General features: G+C 57.7%; 28 protein-coding genes and 3 pseudogenes. 20 read left to right on the top strand and 11 right to left on the bottom strand.

The annotated features are described in order from the left end of the window. The first annotated feature begins 1,243 nt into the window (after positions 1-1,243). Both AC07N4_RS28130 and AC07N4_RS28125 read left to right on the top strand, forming a co-directional pair. Complete coding sequence (locus AC07N4_RS28130; RefSeq protein ID WP_493066622.1) at positions 1,244-2,614, top strand: hypothetical protein; 1,371 nt, start codon at positions 1,244-1,246, stop codon at positions 2,612-2,614. Continuing rightward, positions 2,614-5,244: a lytic transglycosylase domain-containing protein gene (locus AC07N4_RS28125; RefSeq protein WP_493066623.1), complete on the top strand. Its 2,631-nt coding sequence runs from the start codon at positions 2,614-2,616 to the stop codon at positions 5,242-5,244. Before AC07N4_RS28130 ends, AC07N4_RS28125 begins: the two co-directional genes overlap by 1 nt. Before the next feature lie 3 nt (positions 5,245-5,247). On the opposite strand, the gene AC07N4_RS28120 is transcribed toward AC07N4_RS28125, so the two are convergent. Then, complete coding sequence (locus AC07N4_RS28120; RefSeq protein WP_493066624.1) at positions 5,248-5,412, bottom strand: hypothetical protein; 165 nt, start codon at positions 5,410-5,412, stop codon at positions 5,248-5,250. 704 nt (positions 5,413-6,116) lie between these two features. Here AC07N4_RS28120 and AC07N4_RS28115 point away from each other — a divergent pair. Continuing rightward, a complete protein-coding gene (locus AC07N4_RS28115; protein ID WP_493066625.1) occupies positions 6,117-6,746 on the top strand; it encodes a hypothetical protein in 630 nt (209 codons plus the stop codon). A gap of 26 nt (positions 6,747-6,772) precedes the next feature. After that, the gene (locus tag AC07N4_RS28110) at positions 6,773-6,937 is read left to right on the top strand and encodes a hypothetical protein (protein ID WP_493066626.1); all 165 of its coding nucleotides are present in this window, start codon (positions 6,773-6,775) and stop codon (positions 6,935-6,937) included. Positions 6,938-7,720: 783 nt separating this feature from the next. On the opposite strand, the gene AC07N4_RS28105 is transcribed toward AC07N4_RS28110, so the two are convergent. Beyond that, on the bottom strand, positions 7,721-8,233 hold the full coding sequence (locus AC07N4_RS28105) for a hypothetical protein (RefSeq protein WP_493066627.1): 513 nt from the start codon (positions 8,231-8,233) through the stop codon (positions 7,721-7,723). A 594-nt stretch (positions 8,234-8,827) separates the two neighbouring features. On the opposite strand from AC07N4_RS28105, the gene AC07N4_RS28100 reads away from it, so the two are divergent. The 11 genes and pseudogenes from AC07N4_RS28100 (at position 8,828) to AC07N4_RS28050 (ending at position 13,658) form a co-directional block, all read left to right on the top strand. Continuing rightward, positions 8,828-9,346, top strand: a complete 519-nt coding sequence (locus tag AC07N4_RS28100) for a hypothetical protein (protein ID WP_493066628.1) — start codon at positions 8,828-8,830, stop codon at positions 9,344-9,346. Positions 9,347-9,352: 6 nt separating this feature from the next. After that, positions 9,353-9,790 carry a type II toxin-antitoxin system YafO family toxin gene (locus AC07N4_RS28095; protein ID WP_493066629.1) on the top strand — a complete coding sequence of 146 codons (438 nt, stop codon included), beginning with the start codon at positions 9,353-9,355 and terminating at the stop codon, positions 9,788-9,790. Between the two features lie 69 nt (positions 9,791-9,859). Continuing rightward, a complete protein-coding gene (locus AC07N4_RS28090) occupies positions 9,860-10,078 on the top strand; it encodes a hypothetical protein (protein ID WP_493066630.1) in 219 nt (72 codons plus the stop codon). 23 nt (positions 10,079-10,101) lie between these two features. Further along, positions 10,102-10,356 (top strand): hypothetical protein, encoded by a 255-nt coding sequence (locus AC07N4_RS28085; RefSeq protein WP_493066631.1) that lies wholly within the window; start codon positions 10,102-10,104, stop codon positions 10,354-10,356. Further along, positions 10,353-10,544 carry a helix-turn-helix transcriptional regulator gene (locus AC07N4_RS28080; protein ID WP_493066632.1) on the top strand — a complete coding sequence of 64 codons (192 nt, stop codon included), beginning with the start codon at positions 10,353-10,355 and terminating at the stop codon, positions 10,542-10,544. Before AC07N4_RS28085 ends, AC07N4_RS28080 begins: the two co-directional genes overlap by 4 nt. Before the next feature lie 67 nt (positions 10,545-10,611). Further along, positions 10,612-10,872: pseudogene (locus tag AC07N4_RS28075) on the top strand (pyocin activator PrtN family protein); the annotation flags it as partial. Beyond that, complete coding sequence (locus AC07N4_RS28070; protein ID WP_493066646.1) at positions 10,864-11,145, top strand: helix-turn-helix transcriptional regulator; 282 nt, start codon at positions 10,864-10,866, stop codon at positions 11,143-11,145. The pseudogene AC07N4_RS28075 and the gene AC07N4_RS28070, both read left to right, overlap by 9 nt. A 38-nt stretch (positions 11,146-11,183) precedes the next feature. Next, positions 11,184-11,456, top strand: a complete 273-nt coding sequence (locus tag AC07N4_RS28065; RefSeq protein ID WP_493066633.1) for an excisionase — start codon at positions 11,184-11,186, stop codon at positions 11,454-11,456. Positions 11,457-11,874: 418 nt separating this feature from the next. Further along, the gene (locus tag AC07N4_RS28060) at positions 11,875-13,122 is read left to right on the top strand and encodes an S-type pyocin domain-containing protein (protein WP_102621214.1); all 1,248 of its coding nucleotides are present in this window, start codon (positions 11,875-11,877) and stop codon (positions 13,120-13,122) included. A 9-nt stretch (positions 13,123-13,131) separates the two neighbouring features. Next, the gene (locus AC07N4_RS28055; protein ID WP_102621213.1) at positions 13,132-13,401 is read left to right on the top strand and encodes a bacteriocin immunity protein; all 270 of its coding nucleotides are present in this window, start codon (positions 13,132-13,134) and stop codon (positions 13,399-13,401) included. Continuing rightward, on the top strand, positions 13,398-13,658 hold the full coding sequence (locus AC07N4_RS28050) for a bacteriocin immunity protein (protein WP_256580623.1): 261 nt from the start codon (positions 13,398-13,400) through the stop codon (positions 13,656-13,658). Before AC07N4_RS28055 ends, AC07N4_RS28050 begins: the two co-directional genes overlap by 4 nt. Positions 13,659-13,738: 80 nt before the next feature. Here AC07N4_RS28050 and AC07N4_RS28045 read toward each other — a convergent pair whose 3' ends face one another. Continuing rightward, positions 13,739-14,842: a DUF2817 domain-containing protein gene (locus AC07N4_RS28045; RefSeq protein WP_493066634.1), complete on the bottom strand. Its 1,104-nt coding sequence runs from the start codon at positions 14,840-14,842 to the stop codon at positions 13,739-13,741. Positions 14,843-14,997: 155 nt separating this feature from the next. Between AC07N4_RS28045 and ggt the strand changes: the two genes are divergently transcribed. The 4 genes from ggt to AC07N4_RS28025 all read left to right on the top strand — a co-directional run bounded on the left by ggt (position 14,998) and on the right by AC07N4_RS28025 (position 18,746). Next, a complete protein-coding gene (gene ggt / locus AC07N4_RS28040) occupies positions 14,998-16,830 on the top strand; it encodes a gamma-glutamyltransferase (protein WP_493066635.1) in 1,833 nt (610 codons plus the stop codon). Positions 16,831-17,095: 265 nt separating this feature from the next. After that, entirely contained in the window at positions 17,096-17,398 is a 303-nt protein-coding gene (locus AC07N4_RS28035; RefSeq protein WP_085709278.1) for a type II toxin-antitoxin system HigB family toxin, read from the top strand. A 3-nt stretch (positions 17,399-17,401) separates the two neighbouring features. After that, positions 17,402-17,773: a helix-turn-helix domain-containing protein gene (locus tag AC07N4_RS28030; RefSeq protein WP_273537701.1), complete on the top strand. Its 372-nt coding sequence runs from the start codon at positions 17,402-17,404 to the stop codon at positions 17,771-17,773. A 154-nt stretch (positions 17,774-17,927) separates the two neighbouring features. After that, positions 17,928-18,746 (top strand): MerR family transcriptional regulator, encoded by an 819-nt coding sequence (locus AC07N4_RS28025; protein ID WP_493066636.1) that lies wholly within the window; start codon positions 17,928-17,930, stop codon positions 18,744-18,746. A gap of 79 nt (positions 18,747-18,825) precedes the next feature. Here the strand turns inward: AC07N4_RS28025 and AC07N4_RS28020 are convergent, their stop codons facing one another. The 6 genes and pseudogenes from AC07N4_RS28020 to AC07N4_RS27995 all read right to left on the bottom strand — a co-directional run bounded on the left by AC07N4_RS28020 (position 18,826) and on the right by AC07N4_RS27995 (position 23,143). Beyond that, a complete protein-coding gene (locus AC07N4_RS28020; protein WP_102621208.1) occupies positions 18,826-19,047 on the bottom strand; it encodes a helix-turn-helix domain-containing protein in 222 nt (73 codons plus the stop codon). A 7-nt stretch (positions 19,048-19,054) separates the two neighbouring features. Continuing rightward, positions 19,055-19,615 carry a DUF2975 domain-containing protein gene (locus AC07N4_RS28015; protein ID WP_102621207.1) on the bottom strand — a complete coding sequence of 187 codons (561 nt, stop codon included), beginning with the start codon at positions 19,613-19,615 and terminating at the stop codon, positions 19,055-19,057. 93 nt (positions 19,616-19,708) lie between these two features. Next, positions 19,709-20,308 (bottom strand): flavin reductase family protein, encoded by a 600-nt coding sequence (locus AC07N4_RS28010; RefSeq protein ID WP_493066637.1) that lies wholly within the window; start codon positions 20,306-20,308, stop codon positions 19,709-19,711. Positions 20,309-20,395: 87 nt separating this feature from the next. Then, positions 20,396-20,827 (bottom strand): annotated as a pseudogene (locus tag AC07N4_RS28005) (methyl-accepting chemotaxis protein); the annotation flags it as partial. Positions 20,828-20,935: 108 nt separating this feature from the next. Continuing rightward, positions 20,936-21,622 (bottom strand): annotated as a pseudogene (locus AC07N4_RS28000) (PAS domain-containing protein); the annotation flags it as partial. A 207-nt stretch (positions 21,623-21,829) separates the two neighbouring features. Then, complete coding sequence (locus tag AC07N4_RS27995; RefSeq protein WP_493066638.1) at positions 21,830-23,143, bottom strand: MFS transporter; 1,314 nt, start codon at positions 23,141-23,143, stop codon at positions 21,830-21,832. A gap of 200 nt (positions 23,144-23,343) precedes the next feature. Here AC07N4_RS27995 and AC07N4_RS27990 point away from each other — a divergent pair, with 200 nt between their 5' ends. After that, positions 23,344-24,762 (top strand): short-chain fatty acid transporter, encoded by a 1,419-nt coding sequence (locus tag AC07N4_RS27990; protein WP_102621203.1) that lies wholly within the window; start codon positions 23,344-23,346, stop codon positions 24,760-24,762. Positions 24,763-24,797: 35 nt separating this feature from the next. Here the strand turns inward: AC07N4_RS27990 and AC07N4_RS27985 are convergent, their stop codons facing one another. Together AC07N4_RS27985 and AC07N4_RS27980 are read right to left on the bottom strand one after the other, a co-directional pair. Beyond that, on the bottom strand, positions 24,798-25,142 hold the full coding sequence (locus AC07N4_RS27985; protein ID WP_493066639.1) for a HepT-like ribonuclease domain-containing protein: 345 nt from the start codon (positions 25,140-25,142) through the stop codon (positions 24,798-24,800). Next, positions 25,139-25,429, bottom strand: coding sequence for a nucleotidyltransferase family protein (locus AC07N4_RS27980; RefSeq protein ID WP_493066640.1), 291 nt, complete (start codon positions 25,427-25,429; stop codon positions 25,139-25,141). The genes AC07N4_RS27985 and AC07N4_RS27980 overlap by 4 nt, the downstream gene beginning before the upstream one ends. Positions 25,430-25,483 lie beyond the last annotated feature (54 nt).

The following is a 25,483-nucleotide window of genomic DNA, read 5'->3' as shown; positions in this document are numbered from 1 at the left end:
CGGAAACACTGGGCGTTCCCACTGTTCCCCCGTTCCCCCGTTTTTTTTCTACAGACACATTTGGGCAATGGAGCAGATCGAGTGAGGTGATCTCATGAGCCTCCTCTCATCTCTGCTGGATCACATGCCGCCGCCAGATGCTCGGAAGCCTCCCGAAAGGCTCGCGCCAACGCTGGCGCGCGTCCCTAAAGATGAATATCCCCCAGCCTCATCTGTTCACATGAGCGCCGCGACAGCTACGCCTGAATGGCGCTACTCCCGAGACCGATACCTCAATCACATCATGGTGTGTCGAGCTTGCTACGCGCCTACCGGGCGCCATTGCACAGAGGGCGCTCATCTGCGCGCTGACTACGAGAACACACCGATGGAAGCACGCATCTAGGAGCACGCGACAACGAGCAATGCCACCTGGGCAAACCGCCCTACTCAGCCAAAGCCCGCCACAAGCAGGCGCCTTTTAGGAAACTCATATGACTATCCCATCCACGACCAATCACCTTTCGACTCCACTTGGCATCACTGACCCATTACTACTGCGCGTGCTGCGTGAGCACGTCAACCAGATTAATCAGCTCGCAGAGGGGCGCATAACTGCCTTCTACTCTGCGCTCACCGCTGCGCCTACCAGCGGACCTTGGATGCAGGGAGACTCCGTGAAGAACTCGGCGCCGTCGGAGTTAGGCACCGCCGGCTCGAAATATGTCATCGAAGGATGGGTCTGCGTCGTCTCTGGAACACCAGGGACATGGGTTCAAAAGCGATTTCTGACGGGGAACTGATGAGCCAACAGATTTGCTCGTAGATCAGACCTGAAAAGGAAGAGCGAGAGCTCGGAGCTGGCAAACACCCAGCCCCGAGCGCAACTCCCAGGATACGACCTAAGGTCAGGACGAACGGCGCACAAAATCACTGTTCAAATATACAGGTAAGACCAAATCTGCTAATATTAGGTTATAACCTTGCATCGGAGAATGAGTTATGAGCACCAAGACCCGAGGCCACCAAACCAAGCCAACCCGCGCAGAGATTGCCGCCGCATATGAACGTCTGCGCAACGCAGCGAACTCAGGAAGCGTGCAGGCGAACGCAGCACTGATCGCCCTGGCGGAGCGCCGTCCTCTGCTTCCTACGGACGTCTTGGTCGCATGACCCTTTCTCAAAATACCCACGGCCCTCAAGGCTTCCCCTCTTCCGCGCCGTCAGCAAATGACGGCCCAGCATCGCACCACGTGGAGCTGATATGGACGGACTACTCGATTTAGTTAAAACCCCTGCTGGCCAAGGTTTATTGGCGGCTGCCTTTGGTGGGTTGGCCGGCGCTCGCCGTGGCGCCCCAGTAAACACGCTCGGCGCTGCAGGCTTGGCGGGTATTGCCGGCTACAGCAATGCATTGCAGAGGCAATCCACTGATCAATACCGGGACATGCAGGCACAGCAGATCCAGGCCAATCTGAAGAAGCAGAACATGGCGATGGATATGGCGCAGCGCATGTTCGGTGGGCAACCAATGCCGGGAATGTCGCAGGGTGGTGTGATGGCGCCAGACAGCTTCGCCGCGCCCGGTGCCGCACCTAGCTCAATGCCGTCGACCCAGGGCCGGCAGCCGCAAGGCGCTTTCCCGCTCGGTCTGAATGACGTCGCGGCTTACAACATGCTGGACCTGCCGAATGGATCGACGATTCTCGACCTCTACAAGCAGGCCAACAACCCGCAAGAGCGCAAGGGCGGCAACTACTACGTCGACCCGCGCACTGGTCAGCAAACCTACATGCCGAAGATGGCTGAAGGGGTGATGATGAATGAGCAAGGGCAGGCCATGCCTGTTCCTGGCGCCGCGCAAGCGAATGCCGGCTACAAGGGTGCTGAAGCGGGCTCGGTAGCTGCAGCGCAATTCCCATGGGCAGTCGGCCAAAAGGCCGCTGAGCAGCGCGGAGCAGCGAGTTACGACCCAATGAAGGTGATCGGCCAAGACGGAAACGAATACTTCGTGCCGCGCCTCGATGTCGCGGCCGGCGCAGGGGGTTCTGCCCCTGGGCAGGGCGGAGGGTTCATGGCTGGCCGAAATCCGGTCAACCAGTCCGCCACTCAAGACTTGAACAAAAACTGGATCACCAGCACCTATCAGCCGACGCTGGATTCCGGCAAGGCTGCTGGCGACATGAGAAATTCAATCCAGGCGGCTCGAAATATCGACCTGAACACTGGATATGGCACTGAGGCTAAAGCGCTTGGTGCCAACGTCCTGACCAGTCTTGGGATTGCTCCAAAAAATGCGGAGCTTTTCGCCACAAACGCGCAGAAGTTTCAATCTGTGGCCATGGACCGTTTGCTGACGGTGCTGGGCGCTCAGAAAGGGCCCCAGACCGAGGGAGACGCCGACCGGGCAAGCAAGACATTCGTCAGCCTCAAGAACACGCCGGAAGCGAATACTTTCATCCTGGACCTGGCAGAGGCGAAGGCCAACCAGGACGCTCGGAAAGCCCAGTTTTATCAGGACGCCCTCCCCCAGGCCCAGAAGGAAGGCGATCTGATGCGTATTGATCGTGAGTGGCGGAACATTCAGGGCTCTATCTGGAACGACCCAATACTCAGCCGCTGGCAGAAACGGTAATGGATCTCTTCGGCCAGCTTGAGAAGAACAAAGGACTGCCACCGGGCCTACTTGATGCGATGTGGTCGGCAGAGTCGAGTCGCGGGCAGAACATGCAGTCGCCCAAGGGCGCGCAAGGTCACTTCCAATTCATGCCAGCCACGGCTGCCCAGTATGGCCTCCGCGACCCGAACAACCTGCAGCAGTCGGCCACCGCAGCAGCGCAAATGATTTCCGACATGGTGCAGCAAACCGGCAGCGTGCCCACGGCACTGGCCGCCTACAACTGGGGAATCGGCAATGTCCAGCGGAAAGGCATTGATGCTGCGCCGGCCGAGACCCGCAACTACATCCAGAAGGTGACCGCCTACATGCCCAAACAGGAACCGCAGGACGATGCCTGGGCTGCACTCCGCAGCAAGTACAGTCAGCAGGCGCCACAGGCCCCAGCGCCAGAAGATGAGTGGAGCGCCCTCAGACAGAAGTACTCGATGCCGGAGCCGCAGCAGGCGCAGCTCGGAAGCTCTGCCCAACCCGGCCAATCTGATCAGCTCGCCCCGGTAATCTCGCAGCAGGCTCGCACCACTCCACCAGATCGCCTAGCCGGTCGTAGTTGGCTGGAACGTGGCACGCTCGGCGCCGGCAAGGCTGTCGCTGATCTGATGGAGGGTGTGGGTCTTGGTGGAGTGCTCTGGCCTCGCGGATGGCAGCGCGCGCCGGGGGCGGATGACGATCTGATGTCTGACCCTGCCGGACTTAGCGGCAACATTGGCGGCCAGATTGGGCTGGCCTATCTCGGCGGCCGTGGTCTTCAGGCCGGCGGTAAAGCCATCCAGGCGGCGAGTGCGGCGCGCGCCATGCCGGCAGTGAAAACCGTAGGCGGTCTGGTAGAAGTCGCCGGGAATGCCCTTGTCGCCCCAGCGAGCTATAAGCAGGCTGCTGGGGCCGGTGCAGCATTGGGCGCCTTGTCGCAGCCTGGGGATGTGACTGAACGAGCAGCCAATGCACTCACCGGCGCGGCTGGTGGCAGTGCGGGCCTAGCGATCGGTCGTGGCATCGGCAAAGTTGCTGGTGGGGTCAAAGCGATGATGACGCCTGCCGCTCCGATCGAGATGGAGATCTCGGCAAAGTTCGCTCAAAAAGGCATCGACTACAACGCTCTGCCGCAGGCTGTTAAAGCCCAAGTCATCAATATTGGCAAGAAATCCATGGAAGACGTGGACAAGCTTGATCCTGTCCAGCTTGGGCGCATGGCTGACTTCAATGCCGTAGGGATCAAGCCTACGCGTGGATGGTTGAGCCGAGACCCCAAACAGTGGTGGCTGGAGAACAACCTCAACACGGTAGATGACCAACTCAAAACGCGGTTTATGGACGCCCAGCAATCGCTGCTTTATGGCGTGAGAAAAGGCGCAGGCGAAGCAACGGATTATCAGCGCGGGCAAGCGCTGCAAAAGTCCGTGACCGACTATGACGCAGGACTGAAGGCTAAGGCCGACGATCTTTATCAAGCCGCGCGCAACACCACCGGCCGGGATATCCCTCTCGACCCTCACAAGTTCGTCAACGACACCTCCGTGGAGCTTGATCAGCAGATGCTGGGCTCGAAGCTGCCGGCGGACACGCTGAGCTGGTTCCAGAAAGCGACCACCGGCAAAGAGCCATTCGACATGGGTACCGCTATGCAGCGCCTGCAAGCGCTGAACGGCAGGATTTACAGCACGAACGATCGAGCCGAAGCTGTAGCGCTCGGGATCGTCAAAAAGCACCTGATCAATGCGATCGACAACAGTGAGACCGCGGCATTCAACCCGGCGCCAGGTATGCGCAGCCCGGGCTCGGCCCCTGGCGACTCGAGGCAGCCGTTCACTGCTGCGCAAATTGGCGGGCAGGCAAGGATTCCCGGCGCAGCACAGGGCTCCAGCGATGGCGGGTTGATCCCTTTCCAAGGTGGCGTTGGTCCTGTCGGCGCCGGCCAATCTGGCGAGCAACCAATCCCGGGTATTGCGGAGGCGTTCCGCTCTGCGCGCTCGGCCGCAGCTGATCGATTCCGATTCCAGGAAGCCAGCCCATTGATCGAGAAGGTCTTGAAGGGCAACTACGCGCCCGAGGATCTGCCGGAGATCGTCGGGAAGATGAAGGTTGACCAGCTCAAAGGCTTGTCCCAGCTCGAACGGGAGCGCGGTGTGCCGATCATGAGCTCTCTGCAGGATGCCGCCCGGGCTTATATCCGCGACTCGGCAACACTGCAGGGGGAAACGGGTGGGTCGTTCACGATCAATGGGATGCGCAAGGCGCTAGATAAAATCGGACCAGAAAAGGGCAAGGCGCTCTTTGGTAACGATGGCTGGGCTGAATACCAAAGAATCTTGCGGGTTGGTGGCGCTATCAACAACCCACCGATGAAGCCCGCCGGGTCGACCACAGCACCGAACCTTCTGCGTTTTGCACAAACCCTCGGGAAAATTCCAGTGCCTGGCGCTCGCGGCCTGCTCGATATCACGATCACTGCCGCCGGCAAGGCCAAGCAAATGTCTGATGTTGGCTCAGCTCTCAATCCGCCATTGAGCATGACGGTGCCCAAGAAGCCACAATCAAGCTTGCTGCCACTGCTCATGGGGCCGGGATTGCTTGGCATCTCGGAGCAGTAACGGCTAGTCCTCGTCAGGCTTGATCAGGACGATTTTCCTGATCAGGCTACCCTTGGGCAGATACTTTTTAGCGAGAACGGTCAGCCAGCCTTCAAGCTTGACCAGTAGCTGTAAGCCGATGAATACAGCTGAGATTTGAATTGCCTGTGACAAATGTTCGCCAACCACAAAAGCCTCCAAGCCCGCCGATGTGCGGGCTTTTTATTGGGATGAAGACTGCCGTCCTGCGGGGTGGGAGACTTGACGCATCGCGCCGCAGCTTTGCGACCTTGCATCCAAATGACGGAACCTCCATATCTCCCATGCGCTGAATTCGCAACATGTCACAACAAATCCGCCCCGGGGCTTCACTTGTTTTGTTGACTTAAATTCAAATTACAACGAATTGGGTCAACCTCTTTGTCGTATGCATTTCAGCACTATCGGCTCATATGGCCTCTCATCGAACGATGACGGCACGGCCGCAATGGTTGCAAGCCGAGCTTTTGGTCAGTGCGCCGCCTCCACCGCAGGCGAAGGTGAGCGAGGACTAATGGCTTTCGTGCCATGAATTTGTAATGGCAGTCACGTAATGATCTATTGCTTGGTCGCACAAAAAAAGCATCCGCAGACGTATCACAAGCCTCGGATGATCAATTCCTGCGGCCCTGCGGCCCTGCGGCCGCTTGATGAGATTTACTGATATTGATAGCAATTTAAGCTGTATGCATGTACAGTACCTCGAGATTTTTGTTGCCAAATCCTGATTTCGATAGTCTTTCAGGAACCATTAGATTTGCCGTTGAGGCCGCCCAAATTCGATGAGATGCTATTGAGGTAGCTCATTGCTATCTGTAAAGTTCGCTCCCCAGAGAATTTGACGGTACGAAGCATTGGAAGCGGACGTTAATCCAACCAATGAGGTTGAAGAAGTTCTACAATCGCGCCTCAGACTTGAGCTTCCCAACGAAATCTCCGCTGAGACGGTCGATCCTGTGGTGGCTTTACTCAAGGACGCGCCAGAAGGGACTGCGATTGAGCTTCACCTGCGACATAACGCAGGTGGGCGTGTGGACAAAATGGTTTCTTTGATCGATGCTCTTAATGAAACGAAGGCAACGGTCGAAATAACCTATAGTCGATACATCATGAGTGCCGCGGCAACGATCTGGCTTCACTTTCTGCTGCGGTCTACGGCGAACGTACAGTCACTGATGCCTAAAAAGCCCGGTGTCGTGATGTACCACAGGCCGCGTAAGACCCAAGGTGACTATCTTTGCTTCGCGGATGAGGTTGTTGATGATCATCCGTTGAAGGGCCCGCTGGCCCAGCAAATGAAAATTTTCGATGATTTATTCGAGACGATGTATTTGGCCTTCCTACGGATCGGTCCTGACGGGCAAATAAGGGACGAGCCTGATGAATGCATGGTGCACGAACCGGATGGCCTTACCTACCGCCACTGGGTAATGCGATTGCGAGAGAGTTATTACGGGAACCAGGACTGCCTGATTCCTGTCTGAGAATACAACGGAGTGGAGACGGCGATATGACTGGCAAATCGTTAAGGTATCTCAAACCTGCCTCACCAGAGGAGCGTAAGCTTAATGCTGAGCGCACCCGTGAGGCGGTAGCTTCCTACAAAAAAGCTACCCAAGATATTCATGAAATTTGTGCAGCTAAGGGGTTGGTTGAGCCAATCCTTACGGCATGAATTCGTGAACAAAAAAAACCGCCGAAAGGCGGTTTTTTGTTTTTGTCATTATCTGTGTAATTTTTCTGAGACAGCCTGGCAAGCTGTCATTCCCGAGTTCACCACCCACTCAGGCGCAAAAAGGGCACTTGCGAAAGACGTCACACCTGATCTGTATGACTTGACTGGAGGAAACGGAGTAACCAGTAACGGTAACCACCTAATGGTTACTCTCATTAGCCGATGCTGCTATGGCGCGCACGGTTCAGGCCATTCCAGACGATACTGGAGACAGTGACCAAGCGCGGTGACCAGCATCAGTGACTACATCCGCTCTCACCGTCAGAACGGATACCCGTGACGTGGTTGCCACTCAGGTTGCCAGGGTATTCCAAGTTTTTGGGGGCCATAAAAAAGGAAACAGACGCCCATACCGACGACGTGTAACAAGGCTGGCTGTTACAGGCCCTGTTACAGCAAAACACGCCGCTTCACGCAACGCGCTACTTACAGATTTCGCGCCCTCCGAGCTGCGTGGTAAGCCACAAAGTACGCAGGCTGGTACGCGCCATAAGTACGCGTTTTTCTCTGCGTAACGGGCGCAAGATTGCGGAGGTTCGCACCATAGGTTTGCAGTGCTGGTGCGAACCAAGCTGGTAGTTTCCAGCTTGGTTTCTACGGTTGGTTACCAATCCGGAGCGGCAACCGAGCCATGGTTACAGGCAAGGTTTCAACTGAACTGATTGCTGCGCCCATCGTTACGCTTACTGCCTAACAGCGCCTTTTTTGATGGTGGGACCGATATCAAAACTGGGCGTTAGGCGCTTTCGAACAATTGTAAGTCGGTGGCGTGCGGCTATAGAGCACGCCCTCCTCGTAAGATCGATAGTCACCGTTAAGCCGGCTCAAAGTGTGATGTTCCAGCGCCGGCTTGCCTGTCACCGAATTTTGAACACTTGAAGTCCATTTGACCTCATCCTCGGTGACGGCTGCTGCCAGTCCATTTGCAGCTTTCGAGGCAATATCCAGATGGATCGTTTTCGTAAGGCGCTGTCCGCCAATCACTGCCTCACAAAGCAATACAAGAGGCCCGGAATTGGGGGCGGCGGCCGAAGAGGGAGACGAGGCAAGAGAGTTTGGCGCTGGCTCTTGCGAAGAAACTACAAGGCCTGCAGCCTTTACCACGGCGATTGCCTTTTCCAGAGGGACGGCTTTTTCAGTCCCCTGGATGCAGCGTTGAAAGTCATCAAATTTGTGGTCGCACCCGCTTAGGGCTGGCAACACGCAAGCTGCTCCAAGAACCATCATTGTTCTCATGTGATCTCCATTGGAAACTGGCAGCCAGCCCATAAGCCAGCATTTTTACTCGGGAGGTTTCGGCGGCGCTGCCCATGATATTAGAACCTCAACGCTGCCAGTGCTGACCGGCACCTTCATTCAGTGTGGTGAGAATGCCACTGCGTGGCACTGTGACCACAATTTCGCGTTGCCGTGAAGCTGGCCTACCGGCACCTCCTTACGCCTCCTAAGCCGGATATACACAACCCCTGGGGCATCGCTTAAACAATGGCTATACGCCCCCCCAGGCATCGACCACTTTCAACGACTCGAAACGCTCGTCGGCGAGTGAGCAGTGAGCAGTGAGCAGTGAGCAGTGAGCAGTGAGCAGTTTGTGCCATGCGCTGAGTGTCAATACCGATAAACCCACGCTGGTACGCTTTCGTTTCACAGATGGAGGAAAATTCGGTGTTTGGCCCCGTTATTGCAGCGGCTTCCATCCGTCAGATAAAGACAAATAGCACCCAAATTTTGCACCAATCTTGTAGCAGATTTGGTCAGACGATATAGAGTCACTGGAAACGAAGACCTGATTGATACTGCAACCAGACCACGCCCAAGAGGGCAAAGACCATGAAACACACCCGCCACGACCCTTATTCAAAGGAGGACATGCTTTCTCTTTATTTGCATGTGTCGTCGTCGTGCGCACAAGTTGCCGCAGCTTCGAGCAGCGATCTGGAAGCATCCTCGGATGATGCGAAAGTTCGAGCTCCTATCAAAGAAGCGATTGTGACTCTCGGAGAGTTGAACGAGCTAGCCAGCGAAGCTGGGCGCGCCATGCTCAACAATACTCCCCCGCGTCATGCTATTGAGGATGAGCCGTTTTCGGACATAGCGAGCGCGCTACGTACTCTGGAGTCACTCCTAGACAGTAAATCTGAGGTGTACTCAAATGCCCCTAGCGTCTGGGGTGAGTTCGGCGTACTTCGTAGAAACCTGGCTCTAACCAGGTCTCGTATGGCACAAAACTCTATGGTTTTGAGGCAAATGTCCCGTGTGCCTGAGGTCTACGAAAGCGCGATAGATATGAAAGGGCTGGAAGCCTTGGCTTCTGCTGCAACAGAGCGCCTGCATCAGCTTGTGAACTGACGCTGTATGACAATCACTGTCGAATACAGCTCCGACACATACGACGACCTTTTTAAGGATGTGCTCGATCAGTATCCGACACTAGAAAAAAACCTCCTTGAAGATTTCCGTACCTACATAGCATCCAACAGAAATACGCTTCCAGATTACTTTGGTCGCGACACCTCTTACACCCAACCGTACGAGGCGTTTATTGCCTGTTTGATGCATATTCATATTGCGATCCCCCCGTTAGCGTTCCACAAAAACAAACCACAATACGACCGCACATGCCCGGGTGATCCAGCAAAGGACGCTGCGTTGGTGTATGTGAATGGTCTGCTAGATGAGGATCACTATGTCCTCATAGCCCTCCTTCACCCGGGCGCTCATAGCAAAGCTCGCAATGAAAAAGTGATGAAACGACTAGCAGCGGTAGCGAAGGATTTTCGAGACACTCACTGACTTCCCAGGCGCACTCCCCCTTTCCAAAGCCCTGCTACGCTTTCATTTTTCTCGAATGGAGTCGAAGCAATGCCCACTCCCGAATACTCTCTCCCAGATGTCCTAGAGCGCATGTATCGCAACCAGCTCGCCCTGGAAGCCGCACTAATGGAGCTGACCCTGTTAGTCGAAAGCCAAGGGCATGCCGACGTCGGCGACAATATCCGAACCGCACTGGAGACGATCGGCGACAACGCCGGGCACATCCATCAAGGTTTAGCCCGACTAAAAGCACAGGGGGCGCAGTAAGCGAACCCGAGTGAGGAGTGCATATGGACGATGACTGCGAAGTGGTGTTCGTAGCAGGCCTGGGCAAGATGCTCGGCCGCACGGAGGCGGCGGTGCGCCAAGGTCTGAGCCGTGGTGTTGATTGGCTGCCGAAGGGCTTCAAGATGGGGAGCCGGCATTGCTGGCTAAGGGAAGACGTGCGGGAGTTCCTGCGGGAGTGCCGCGATGGGGAAAACAAGGCGCCTAAGGTTGGTCGACCACGGCAGACACCGCCAACGTTGAGAGACATTAGAAGATGACAGAGGGCATTGATCGTTTTCTACGCCTCGATGAGGTGCTTCATATTACCGGCCTCAGTCGGGCCACAATCTACCGCCGGATTCGGGAAGGCACATTCCCTAAGCAATTTCGACTAGGGCCTAACTCGGTGGCCTGGCGTCAATCAACAATCGCTAGATGGATGTCCGATCTGAGCCCGAGTGACTGACGGATTCGGCGGCGGGTACTTATCGGCTCGCACGTGGATTAACGACGTTGTTGCGAGGAGAAGACCGATGAACACCCTTTTCCTTCTGATGGCTCAGTATGACGGCCAGGTCCTTGTTCCATTAGATCGTGTTTGCGCCGACTACTTCACTCATCTCACACCTGAGAAGTTGAAAATGAAGGTGGCGGCCGGCCAGATTGACCTCGTAATTACTCCTATTGAGCAGAGCCAGAAATCTGCGCGTGGAGTACACGTGAACGACCTAGCGGACTATCTGGACATTCAGCGCGATAAGGCCAAAACGGAGCATGATCGGCTGATGGGACGCTGGCCCAAAACGCTGCCACGCCAATCGGTCAGCAAGGTGGAAATTGGGAATGATCGACCTGCTGAGCTTGCTGATCAATCAATACAGTTCATTAGGCTGCCGGAAGTGAAACGGATTACAGGAATGAGCACTACCACGATTTATGAGATGGCCAATGCTGACCAATTCCCCAAACAGGTAAAGCTGGGTGGTCGGGCTGTGGCCTGGGTTAAGTCAGAAGTGCTGACCTGGTGCGCGGACAAGATCGAAAGGGCAAAAGAGTCGGATCTCTAGCCAGAAGGTCAGTCGACCGAAATTGTGGAGTGCACAAGATGCGCTACTTGACCGTAAGAAAGTTTTCCAGCGAGTCGGGATACACAGAAGCTGCCGTGAGATCAAAAATCGCTGACGGAACTTGGGTAGAGGATAAAGTATGGCGACACGCTCCTGATGGTCGAATGTTGATCGATGTAATAGGCTACGAAGCCTGGGTAGAGATGGGCAAAAAGTCGGCGACCAATCGAGCAGATAAACTCCGATCACGACTGAGCCCCGCGCCGCTGATGGGTAAGGCAAAACGAGGAAGCCCAAAACCGCTGGAATGATACCGCTCGTCGGATCAATCCGACTTACCAAATGGTCACTTTAGAGCACCTTCTGGCGAAAAGAAAAAAGGCCAAAAACCACCTAACAGCGAACACCATGTATCCCCAGATGTATCCCTTGCGCAACCGCAAATACAAATACTCAACAAATACAGATAGTTAAGCGCTCAGTTCAAATGTCTGTGTACCACCAAGTACTAAAAACGGCTTACCGAAAGGTAGGCCGTTTTTTTATGCCCGGAGAAAAGTGGCCTACCTCAGTGGGCCGGCCTGATTCCGTAGGAACAGAGCGCGAAAGACGTACGAAGAGGATTATTCGTTCGATCAGGCCCCTGTATCTCGGCAAGTCGGTTTGATCGCTCTCCCGATTGACCGACAAGCTCCCCCGTCTCGTTCCAAAGACAGACAGGGAGTTGTCATGGACCTGGACAAGTACCTTTTCGACGATGAATGGCATCGAAAACGCCCGAACGGCGGTGCCTCATGGGCCGCCTGGTTTCCGCCCCGAGAGCCGGAACCCGTCTACGTTCCAACAGATGAATGGCCAACCCCAAAGCCCCGCGACGATCTGGTATTTGCCAAGTCCTGCACACCGGACAACTGGTGTCGAACGGATGCCGGCACAACACCTGAGCCCGCCTCCAGCTTCGGCAAGATCATGGTGGCGGGCGCCATACGCTTTCCCGCAGCCAGTAAGGTCGTAGCGAAAGCAATCGGCGCCGATCTGGCCTTGGGGCGCATGGCGGGCGGTGGAATTCTGCAGCAACGTCTCAACTGGGCCATACGGGGCGCAGGCGGGCCGGCCAGTGTGTTCATCCTCGGGATGCTGCCGGCCAGAATGGGCGACGGCACCCTTTATACCGACGAACAATTACGCACCCTACCCCGCGCCACCACTCGCGTGCGCTTCCAGTTTCGGCGTGACATCGATGGGGTGATGCAGATCTACGGCATCCACACCGGCGTCTTTGGCGACGACTCCGTGCGTACCGTAAAAGTCGAGTGGAACAACGACAAGACCGCCATGGAGGCCAAGCTCAACGGCATCACGATTTTGTGGACGCCGCAACGCGGGCCGCAGGGATCGATGCCGCCGCTGGTTTATCCGGAACATGGCGAGCCACTGAGCACGATCCTCGTCCACCCGATCGCCGCGAACACCGACAGCCAGATAGAAATCCTGCCCGGCGAAGACATCACCGCCGAGGATTGTATTCTGGTGTTTCCGGCGGAGACCGGGTTGAAGTCGTTGTATGTGGTGTTTTCGAAACCGGCCAGATTGATGCCGGGGACGGTGACGGGGGTTGGGGAGGATGTTTCCGGTGTATGGCTTGACCATGCCCGGGGGGGATCTGGTGCGCCAATCCCAACCAGCATTGCCGATTCGCTAAGAGGGCGTGAATATTCCAGCTTTGATTCATTCAGGCGCGCCTTCTGGGCCGAAGCATCAAAAGATACCAGGCTAGCCGGGCAACTCAGCGAAGATAGCCTGGAGCGTATGCGCAACGGAAAGGCGCCTCGCGCCCGATTAGCTGATGCGGCTGGTAAGAGAATCTCTCACGAAATTCATCATGTGGAACTGATATCTCAAGGCGGCGAGGTCTATAACGTTGACAACCTGAGGGTCCACACTCCTAAAAATCACGTCGAAATACACCAGGATTGAGGCAACTGCATGAGCGACCCCTTCATCAAAAGCAATTTCTCTGATTACACCGAACAAGACTTCGTTGAGTTCATTGACGAGATCAGAAAGGAAGACAAGGCACCTACAGATGACCGTGCAGATATTCTATTGCTGCACTTCAACAAGATCGTTGGGCATCCGAGCAAGATGGATCTTATCTACTACCCTGAGCCAGGTGCTGACACGTCGTCCTCTGGCATAGCCCGTACAATCGCGACATGGCATGAAGCAAACGGACTGCCTAGCTTCAAGAAGTGAAGATCTATGAAAAAAACATTTCTGACTACACAGAAGCCGAGTTCATTGAGTTTCTGAACTCCGTGCTGGCGGCCAATACAAGTCCTGATGAAATACTTGATCCTTTACTTTTTGCGTTTGAACGTCTCAGTGAGCACCCGGCAGGATCTGACTTGATCTACTGGCCAGAGGATGGAGCGCAATGCACTCCCGAAGGCATCACAGAAACTGTGAAAAAGTGGCGTGCTGCCAACGGGCTGCCAGGCTTCAAGCAGTAAACATTAGGCCCCCCGCAGTCCAACCACTGCACATCTCCAGGCAGTCAAAACGGCTTACCAAAAGGTAAGCCGTTTGCTTATCACTCGCCCACCAAGGCCGCCAGCCCCTTCGCCCAGATCTGCCGCGTGCGCAAACCGACCATCGCCCGCCAGTCCGGATCGGCCGGATAGAACTGCTCCAGCAGATTCTGTTTGATCTTGCGCCCCGTCGCATCCAGCGGATCGCCATGCAGATGCAGCCAGTGATCGTCGCGCAAGTAGCGATGCACGTCCGGCCCCGGATAAGTCCCGCACTCGATCACGAACGGCATCAGTTGCACGTCCGGCAGCGCGTTAAGCAACGCCTGCGAGGTGTAACCGGTAGCGGTTGCCGCGACACCGGTTTCGCTCAAAGTCTCGGCACCGGTATGCAGCGTGTAGAGCCACGGGCCGTAGATCGATTGCGCCCGGGCCAGTGCCGGATAAGGCGCCTGAGTGATCGTCAGCAGCATCGGATGACCGTACTCGCCGGCGCCGGTGTGCAGGTCGAAACACATCACAGTTTCAGCACCGGCCAGGTGGTTCTCGATGATCTGATGCAGCGTGCGATTCGACCAGCTCGGGGCAAAGCCTCCGAAAAACAGCCCATCGGGATGACTGTGCTGGCCGCCCTCGACAATCGACATCACCGCCGGCCAGCCGTGCTCGGCGATTTGCCCATCGAGCAAGGCATCGGCGCACTGCCGCTCGGGGCCATTCAAATCGGCGCAGGCGTAGATCTCATGCAGCGCGGCGTAAGCCTGGTTGTCCGGAAGCGGTTGATTGAAATCCAGATGATTACGATTGAGGTCGATGTTGTCTTCGTTGACCCGCCGCAACCATGCGGTGCCCCACGGATTGATCAGGTGAATCATCACCACCGCCACATCCTTCGGCAGCGAACCAGGGCTGAAATGCTTCAACCAGTCGATCTGACATTCCGAACCGTAGTAGCCCTCCACCCCGTGGGTGCCGCTGAGCGCCACCAGACGCCGTTTGGCCTGCGGGTCTCCCAGCACCGCCACATCGGTGCTCAACGGCTCGCCAAACGGCCCGCAGCGCGGATGTGCGTAGGAGGTGAGCGTCGCACCGGCCGCAGTGGCGGCGGCAAGAAACTGTTCGCGCTGATGGCGGTAGCTGGACTGGGTCGGAAACTCGCTGTGCATAGTGGCCTCTTGTTGATTGTTCTGGCTTCACGCTTGGCCCTGACCCTACAGAAAATTCGCCAATGCATGAAGGACAAACATACCGACGGTTTGCGTCCTGCACGGTCGGCCGATACAGTCCGTCAGACTTTTATCCCACGGACGGAGAGCCCCGCGTGTTTCCAGCCCTGCCCCTGAGCCGCTTTCGCCTGCCGGCCCTGACGCTGATCGTCAGCGCCATCACCCTCACCGCCTGCAATGCACCGCCCTCCTCGACCTTGCCGCTGGCGCCGGAAGCCGCCTCTGGTTACCGCACTGACCTGCAAGCCAGCCATGCCGAAAAACACATGGCCGCCGCTGCCAATCCGCTGGCTGCCGAAGCCGGTCGCGAGATGTTGCGTCAGGGTGGCTCGGCCATCGATGCCGCCATCGCGATGCAAGCCGTGTTGACCCTGGTCGAACCGCAATCCTCCGGGATCGGCGGTGGCGCGATGATCGTGCTGTGGGATGGCAAGCAGGTGCGCACCTACGACGGTCGCGAAACCGCACCGGCCGGCGCGACCGAGAAGCTGTTCCTGCAGGCCGATGGAAAACCGATGCCGTTCCCGCAGGCGCAGATCGGCGGACGCTCTGTCGGCACACCGGGTGTGATGCGTGCGCTGGAACTGGCGCACAAACAACAGGGCCGCTTGCCGTGGGCGACATTGTTTGCACCGGCAATCAAACTGGCCGAACAGGGCTTTGCGATCTCCCCTCGCCTGCATTCGCTGCTGGAGTCCGACCCGGTGGTGCGTCGTTCGCCGGACATGGCCAGGTATTTCTTGAACAGCGACGGCAGCGTCAAAGCCGTCGGCACCCGACTGCAAAACCCGGCGTTGGCCGCCGTGCTCAAACGCATCGCCAACGAAGGAGCGGACGCTCTGTACAAAGGCCCGATCGCCGAAGAAATCGTGGCCAAGGTCCAGGGCCACGCCAATCCCGGCAGCCTGTCACTGAACGACCTTCAGCACTATCAGGCCAAGGAGCGCGCACCACTGTGCACCGACTACAAGCGCTGGCAGGTTTGCGGGATGCCGCCGCCGTCATCAGGCGGGATTGCGGTGGCGCAGATTCTCGGCACCTTGCAGGCGCTGGAAACCCGCGACCCGCGTCTGTCCCTGACACCGCTCAAACCGGCGCAAACCGATAAACCGGCCGGCCTCGAACCTGCGCCGCAAGCCGTCCACCTGATCGCCGAAGCCGAACGACTGGCCTACGCCGACCGCGCGCAATATGTGGCCGATACCGACTTCGTACCGGTGCCGGTCAAAGGTCTGGTCGATCCGGGTTATCTGGCCAGCCGCGCGAGCCTGATCGGCGAACGCAGCATGGGTACCGCCAAGCCCGGCACCCCACCGGGCGTGCAGGTTGCCTACGCACCGGATCGCTCGCCGCTACGCATCTCAACCTCGCAAGTGGTGGCGGTGGATGACTTCGGTGGCGCGGTGTCGATGACCACCACCATCGAAGCGGCATTCGGCTCGCACCTGATGGTTCAGGGCTTTTTGCTCAACAACCAGATGACCGACTTCTCGTTCATCCCCGAAGAGAACGGACAGAAAGTCGCCAACCGTGTGGAACCCGGCAAACGCCCTCGCTCGTCGATGGCACCGACCCTGATCTTTGATCGCAGCAGCGGCGAGTTCGTCGCCACCGTCGGCTCTCCGGGTGGCTCGCAGATCATCGAATACGTGGCCAAAACCACCGTCGGCCTGCTCGACTGGAACCTCGACCCGCAAAGCGCCATCAGCCTGCCCAACTTCGGCAGCCGCAACGGTCCGACAGAACTGGAACAGGGCCAGTTCACCCCGGCACTGATCCAGGCGCTCAAGGACAAGGGCCATACCGTCAACGAAATCGACATGACCAGCGGCACCCAGGCCATCGTGCGGATCAAGGATGCGCAGGGGAAGGCAACGCTGGCCGGTGGGGCGGATCCTCGGCGTGAAGGGGAAGCGTTGGGGGATTGAGTTACCGTTGCCAACTGAAAAAGGCTTACCGAGAGGTAAGCCTTTTTTGTATGTCCATGAATCCGATTCGGTTGAATCACATTGCCTTTTCCTACACCGGAAAAATGCTGTCCGGGATAGAGTTTTCACCCACTGAGCTCACTCACGCCCCCCCTTTCCCTCCACTGCCGACAGCATCGGTAAAAGTCACCAATTGATACCAACCATTTGTCCAGAATCCACCAACAGACTTGCAGCAGTCCCACTGCGGGACTAGGATCACGCCATGAGAATCATCGCCATCAGTCAGCTAAAAGTCTTTTGGGAACAATATCCGGAAGCAGAGCAGCCATTGCTGGCATGGATAGACGAAGCAAGAAAGGCAAGCTGGAAAACACCTGTGGATATCAAGTCACAGTTTGCTTGCGCCAGCATTCTGAAAAGCCGAAGAGTTGTATTCAATATCAAAGGCAATTCCTATCGCCTGATTGTCGCCGTGGCGTACCGCTTTGGTGCGGTGTACATAAAATTTGTCGGCACTCACAAACAGTACGACGCAATCGACGCTGATACCGTCGAAATGGAGTAACCCATGAACATACGTCCGATTCATACCGAAGAAGACTACCGTGCGGCGCTCGAAGACGTGTCCGCTCTTTTCGAGAATGAGCCAGAACCCGGCACGCCTGAGGGTGATTACTTCGACATCATGATCACCCTTATCGAGGCCTATGAGGCCAGGCACTTCCCACTCGACCTGCCCAACCCGATTGATGCCATAAGGTTTCGGATGGAGCAGTCCGGGCTGTCGGCAGCCGATCTCGCTCCCGCAATTGGCCGGACAAATCGCGTTTATGAGGTTCTGAATGGCAAGCGCGCCCTGACGCTTCCCATGATCTGGAAACTTCACGAGCTGTTCGGTATTCCGGCAGAAAGTCTGATCAAACCCATGAAATCGGTTTGATAGAAAAGCCCGAGTACAGCAAGCTCGATATGCTCCAGCCGCCCCCAACGCATATCACCGGTACAGAGCAATAAGATCGAACACTTTCCCGGGCTTGAGCTTGCCCTTAGGGCAATCCTTAATGTGGAGTCCGAGCAGCCAACAGGAGAGGTTCATGCTTACCATCGGACAAATGGCCCGCAGCCACGGGCTCACTACCAAGACCTTGCGTCATTACGACAGCATTGGTTTGTTCAGCCCGGCAGTCACCGGGCGTGACAACGGCTATCGCTATTACCGCCCGGAGCAGATTGTCACGCTTGGGCGGATCATCTGGCTCAAACAATTGGGCATGGCGCTGGAAGACATTCGTTCCCTTGCCTCAAGTGGGGGCATGGACAGCGTCATCAACCTGCGCGAGTCCCTTGAAAACCACGCTCGGCAGTTGAAGGCCGATATCCAGCGTAGCGAAAACATCCTGGGACAACTGACCCGCTACCTCGCGCAACCGGATCGTGAATTACCCGCCATGCAGACACCTCAGCGCATTGCCTGCCCCGAGTTGCGCATCATGGGGATGTCCTGGCAGCAGGAAGATGAAGGCACCATCGCCCAGATGTGGCAGCGCTTCGTACCACGGGAAGGTGAGATCGATCGGCTGCACGACCCGATCGGCACCTTCGGTGTATGCCAACCGCTGGAGGACGGCCAGTGGCGCTATATCGCCGGACTGCCGGTGGGGGCCGATGCGCCTCTGGTCGCAGGCATGGTCGAGCTGCGGATACCGGCGCGTGACTATGCCCGCGTTGAACACCACGGCACCGTCACCACGTTGCCGGAAACCTTCCGCGCCGCCTATAGCGAATGGCTGCCCGCTGCCGGCATGGCACCGGCCGAAGGCATCGAGTTCGAATACTGCGGAGAACGTTTCTTCGGCCCGATGGACCCGCGCAGCGTGGTTGAAATCTACATTCCGTTGCACGACCCGGATTGATCCTGGAGCCTGCTGCGACAAACTTCACTGACCATCCCCGTGTTGCCAGAGCAGCACCTGCGCCTGGCAACCGGAACCCTCAGGCTTCGCCCTCCTCATCCGCCACCCGAACCAAAAGATCGCCGGGCTGACAGTTGAGGTACTCGCAGATGGCATCCAGCGTCGCCAGTCGCAGCCCTTTGACCTTGCCCTGTTTCAGCAGCGACAGGTTGGCCTCGGTGATGCCGATGGCCGCTGCAAGGTCTTTGGATTTGACCTTGCGCAACGCGAGCATCACATCCAGTTGAATCACGATAGGCATGTCGACCTCATATAAACGTGCGGTTTTCCCGGTCCACTTCGCTTGCTTGCGACAGGATCCGCGCAATCACCGCGATACACGCGGCCAGGAACAATGCGACGAACGAAGCAGCCGTGATACTCAGGGTGAACAGCCGCTCACCGACCGGCGCATTCTGGGTGACCCACAAGCTGAGCATCGGCTCACAGAGGAAATCCAGCAGCACCCAGATCGCCACGGCTCGCCCGACCTTGCCCAGATGACCGGCCGTTTCACGGGCGAAATACTCACCCCGCCCATAGCTCTGAAACAGCCGGCGCAAATGGTTCAAGCCAGACGCCAGCGCCAGCAGGGGAATACTCGACAGCACGATCCCGCCCAGCTTCTGCCACCATGGGAACAGCGTTGCGGTGTCGACCATTTGTGACAGTTGACGCTCGCTCAGCGCAAACCCCAGCCCCCAGCCCTCCTTTTCCGCCAAGGGTGGGTAAACCCACAACACAGCATTGAGCAGCAGCATTGCGACGATCAGGATTAACGTCATCGTCGCCATGCGCCGACTGAATCGAACGAGTCCGCTGGTGGTCATGGGAAAGCCTCACAAGAATGAATGTGAGCGCCACACTAGCGATTAAAATTATCGAATAACAATAATTAATTGCTACAAAACATTAACAAGCCGTCAAACGTCCAGATTCTTGCCATCCACCGGATCGCCAATCGTCAGGAAATGCCCACCTGCCACATGGTGCAGCGTGCGCAGTTCATCATGCCCTTCAAAATGCCAACGCCCGTCGCTGAAGACTCGCGAATCAGCCTGCGCCGCGATGACCTCCGCCAGGAACAGATCGTACTGTTCATGATTGCGCGGCTCCGGCAGCAACCGACACTCGAGCCACGCCACGCAGCCTTCGAGCAGCGGCGCCTCGATCTGCTCGCCAGCGAAAGTCTGCAAGCCATGGGCCTGAAACTTGTCCCGGCCCTGATCACGATTGATTTCGAGGCCCGAAGTCGAACCGACGGTCTGCACAATGTCGGCCTGATTCACGCAAGGAACGTTGAGAACGAAGGTGCCGGACGCTTCGAGCAATTGCCGGGTCCAGGTCGACTTGTCCAGCACCACCGCGACTTTCGGCGGTTCGAAATCCAGCGGCATGGCCCAGGCGGCAGCCATGATATTGCGCTGCCCGTCATGGGCGGCGCTGACCAGCACGGTCGGCCCGTGATTGAGCAAACGGTAGGCTTTGTTCAGGGGAACCGGGCGACGGAAGGATTCGCTCATGGGATCTGCTCCGGGAAAAAGAGCCGATTGTAGCGGGATAAAAACAGCGAAGGGATCGCCTTGGACAATCCCTTCGCCTGACAGGCATCAGCTGGACAACTGGTTGGCGAACTGGCCGACCGCGTTCACTACTTTCTGCGCGCCATCCTGGATCTCGACGATCACCGTACCGGCCTCTGCCGCCAGCGCCAGCCCTTGCTCGGCCTGAAGCTTGCCGTCGGTCATCAGCGCCACGGCGTTGCGCGCCATGTCCTGGTTCTGACGCACCACACCGACGATTTCCTCGGTTGCCTGGCTGGTGCGCGAGGCCAGTTGCCGCACTTCGTCGGCCACCACCGCAAAACCACGGCCCTGTTCGCCTGCACGGGCGGCTTCAATGGCGGCGTTGAGCGCCAGCAGGTTGGTCTGCTCGGCAATGCCGCTGATGGTCTTGACGATGGTGCCGATCACCTGCGATTGCTCGTTCAGCGCTTCGATGCCTTCACCGGCGGTCTGCATGTGCCGTGACAGGTCGCGCATCACGTTGACCGCTTCGGTGACCACACGGGTTCCGCGCTGGGCGGTGCTGTCGGTCTGCAAGGACGTGCTGTAGGCGATGTTGGCGGCCTCGGCGACGGCTTGCTCCTGATTGACCTGATCGGTGATCACGGTGGCGAACTTCACCACTTTGTAGAGCTTTTCGTTGGCGTCGAGTACCGGGTTGTAGGACGCCTCCAGCCAGACGATCCGGCCATGCTGATCGACGCGCTTGAATCGTCCGGCAACGTACTCACCGTTGTTCAAGCGGCGCCAGAAGTTCTGGTACTCGGCACTGTTGTACTCATCCGGTTCACAGAACATACGGTGATGTTTGCCCTTGATCTGCGCCAGGCTGTAGCCCATCCCCTGGAGAAACCGGTCGTTGGCACTCAGCACGTTACCGTTGAGGTCGAACTCGATCACCGCCGTCGAACGCACCAGCGCGCCAATCAGGTTCTCGTGCTCGCGGGAGGCTTCGATGGTGCGGGTCAAGTCGCTGGAGAAAATCGAGAAATGCTTGATCCGTCCGTCCGATGAGCGGATCGGCTGAGCGATCGAACGCAGCCACGCCTCTTCGCCATTGCCGCGCGACAGACGCACGGCACCGGCGAAATGCTCGCCCCGGGTCAGTGCAGACTTGAAGCGGTGATGAAATTCGTCGGACTTCACATGGGCCGGCACGATGTCTTCGATCGCGCGGCCGACCAGGTCCTGGCTCTTGTAGAGCATTTCATTGAGGAAGTTCTGGTTGACCGATTGAATCCGTCCGTCGGGCTCAAGGGTCAGCACCAGCATCTCGCTTTCCAGGCTCTCCTTCACTTGCAGAAGGCTGGAGAGTTCTTCACGAAGAGCCGCCAGCTCTTGCTTGAGGCGTTTGTTGAACATGGGAAAGCACCGATGGACTAGATGGAAAGCGGGGTTACAGCCTAACCATCGGCCTTGGAAATCTTTTCTGAAGTGCGTTTGAGCCTTGTCCTACAAAAATAGTTACGCCTCGGGAAATCAGGCTGTTCCAGCCACCTGACAATGTCCTGCGCGCGGCATCCGCGAGCCGAAATACGCCGCACTGGCGACGCCCACCGCGCCCATCACCGCACAGAACATCACACAGATCCATGGGCTCCACGGCATCAGACCGATCAGCAGCAACGGTGTGACACTGGCCCACGCGGCGTAGGCAATGTTGTAGGTAAAGGAAATACCCGACACGCGGATACGGGCCGGAAACAGACTGACCATTACCGACGGCACGGCGCCGACCACGCCACAGCAAAGCCCTGCGATGGCGTAGGCCAGACCGACCCAGTCACCGCCGACAATCAGGCAGGTGTAGAGCACGCCGATGCCCAGAGGCAACAACAGGCTGTACAGCATGACGGTGCGCCAGGCGCCGATGCGATCGACCAGCCCGCCGGCAATCACGCAGCCGATGTTCAGGAAGACGATGCCCAGGGCACTCAATGCAAAGGTATGGCCGGCAGTCATGCCGAAGGTCTTTTGCATCATGGTCGGGGTGATGACGACGAACACCACCACCGCCGAAGTCAGGACGCAGGTCAGGAGCATGGCCGGCAGCATTGCCAGACGATGCTCGCGCAATACCGTGCGCAACGGCAGTTCGACCCGAGCCTCACGTTGCGCCTCCATGGCCATGAACACCGGGGTTTCGCTCAGCCAGCGACGCAGCCAGACGCCGATCACACCGAACACGCCACCGAGCAGAAACGGATAGCGCCACGCGTAATCAAGCACTTCGGCGGGGGTGAAGACTTGTGCCAGGAAGGTCGCGGTCAGTGCGCCGATCAGGTAACCAAACGTCAGCCCGGCCTGCAGAAAGCCCAAGGCGTAACCGCGATGCCCGGCCGGCGCATGCTCGGCCACGAACACCCAGGCGCTCGGCACTTCGCCGCCCACCGCCGCACCTTGCAGGATGCGCAGCGCCAGCAGCAACAACGGTGCGAAATAACCGATCTGTGCATAAGTCGGCATGATCCCGATCAGCAGGCACGGCAGCGCCATCATCAGGATGCTCAGGCTGAAGACCTTCTTGCGTCCCAGCCGGTCGGCGAAATGCGCCATCAGGATCCCGCCCAGCGGGCGCGCCAGATAACCGGTGACAAAAATCCCGAAGCTTTGCAGCAGACGCAGCCACTCAGGCATTTCCGGCGGGAAGAACAACTGGCTGAGGGTCAGGGCGAAGAACACGAAAATGATGAAATCGTAGATCTCCAGCGCCCCGCCCAAGGCTGCAAGGCCGAGGGTCTTGTAGTCGGAACGGCTGAATGGCGCCGGTCGGGCTTCGGAGTTGGCAGTCATGGCAAAGAACTCTGACACAGGCAAAAAACAAGGCGCCCATGGTCTACGCAAACGGGCCGATGGACAACCCGTTAGACCATAGTCTGATTCGGCAAAACACGGTCACAAAAATCCGCCGGTTGATTTACTGTTGGCACCTGTCCAGACGGGCCGGCCAAGCCCCGAAGACCACAATAAACATAAAAATCCGAGGTACTCCCGTGGCCGTTGATATCGAAGATAGCCGCTCTGCGCGCTTTGCCTTGCGCTGCTCAAGCTTTGCCGAACGCTGGTTTCCCGACTCCTGGGTGTTCGCCGCACTGGCGGTGATCATCGTGGCGCTGGCCACCTTGGCCATGGGTGCCAAACCCACCGATGCTGCCATGGCGTTCGGTGACGGTTTCTGGAGCCTGATCCCCTTCACCATGCAGATGGCTTTCGTGGTGATTGGCGGTTATGTAGTCGCCAGCTCGCCACCCGCCGTAAAGCTGATCGATCGTCTGGCGCGAATCCCGAAGAACGGCCGCTCCGCCGTGGCCTGGGTCGCGCTGATCTCAATGGTCGCGTCATTGCTCAACTGGGGCCTGTCGCTGGTATTCGGCGGTCTGCTGGTGCGCGCCCTCGCCCGTCGCACCGATCTGAAAATGGATTACCGCGCCGCCGGTGCCGCTGCCTATCTGGGCCTTGGCGCCGTGTGGGCGCTGGGCTTGTCGTCGTCTGCCGCACAGTTGCAAGCCAACCCCGCCAGCCTGCCGCCGTCGATTCTGTCGATCACCGGGGTGATTCCGTTCACCCAGACGATTTTTCTCTGGCAGTCGGGAGTGATGCTGCTGGCGCTGGTGGTGATCTCGATCATCATCGCCTACGCCACCGCACCGGGTCCGAACTCGGCACGTGATGCCAAGGCTTGTGGCATCGACCCAGCCTTCAACCTGCCGCCCCTACAACCGCGGACCCGGCCCGGCGAATGGCTGGAGCACAGTCCGCTGCTGATCATCGTGCTGGTGCTGCTGGCGGCCGGATGGCTGTTCCATGAGTTCTCGACCAAACCGGCAATCACCGCGATTTCCGGGCTCAACACCTACAACTTCCTGTTCATCATGCTTGGCGCGTTGCTGCACTGGCGCCCGCGCAGCTTCCTCGATGCGGTGGCGCGAGCGGTGCCGACCACCACCGGCGTGCTGATCCAGTTCCCGCTGTACGGCTCGATTGCCGCGCTGATGACCACGGTCAAGGGCACCGACGCCCAGACCCTGGCCCACCACATCTCGACCTTTTTCGTCAGCATCGCTTCCCACGACACCTATGCGCTGCTGATGGGCGTGTACTCGGCGATTCTCGGTTTCTTCATTCCGTCCGGAGGCGGCAAGTGGATCATCGAGGCGCCGTACGTGATGCAGGTGGCCAACGACCTCAACTATCACCTGGGCTGGGCGGTGCAGATCTACAACGCCGCCGAAGCCCTGCCGAACCTGATCAACCCGTTCTACATGCTGCCTCTGCTGGGCGTGCTGGGGTTGAAGGCGCGGGACCTGATCGGCTTCTCGTTCGTGCAACTGCTGGTGCACACGCCGCTGGTGCTGCTGTTGCTGTGGGCGCTGGGGACGACATTGGCGTATACGCCGCCGGTGATGCCGTAATTTGAAGTGATCACGCCTGTTTACAGCAGGCGTGATCAGCTTGGCTGTAGAGGCAAGACTTTCAAAAGCTCAGGCAGGGCGCTCTGAACCGTGTCCCAAACCACATCGAGATTGATATCGAAATAGCCGTGAGCGATCCGGTTGCGCATACCGCGCATGCTGCGCCACGGAACCTGGTTATTTTGAGCAGCGAACTCCGGGAAACGATCCATGATCTTGGTAGCCGCTTCGCCAATGATGACCAGACTCATGATCACCGCTTGCTGGGTGCGCTTATCTTCAACGAACTCGTCTTTATTCAGCCCCTCGACAAAGATCAGCGCATCATTCGCAGCCTGGCGCATGTGTTCGAGGTAGTCGCCAATTCGATTCTCAATCATACGGGACGGGCCTGATCCAGTACCTGTTGACGGAACTTCACGGGCAAGTCTCCCGGCGTCAACAGATCGACAGAAATGCCCAACAAGTCTTCAAGCTCAACCTGAAGCCCGCCAAGGTCAAACAGCGTTGCCCCGGGAAGTGGGTCGACCAACAGGTCAAGATCACTACCTTCCACGTCAGTCCCCAACAATGCCGAACCGAACACGCGAGGATTGGCCGTCGGAAAGCGGTCGACCAATTCACGAATGGCGGCTCGTTGCAGATCAAGTGCTATGGAAGGCTTCATGGTTTCACCTGCGGATTCAATACTGCGCCAGTCTAGCAGTGGTGGCGGGTGGCA

This window comes from Pseudomonas sp. GW821-FHT09E04, from assembly GCF_059416185.1.
Note: the sequence above shows the minus strand (reverse complement) of the source record. Positions and strands in the feature narration are given on the sequence as shown.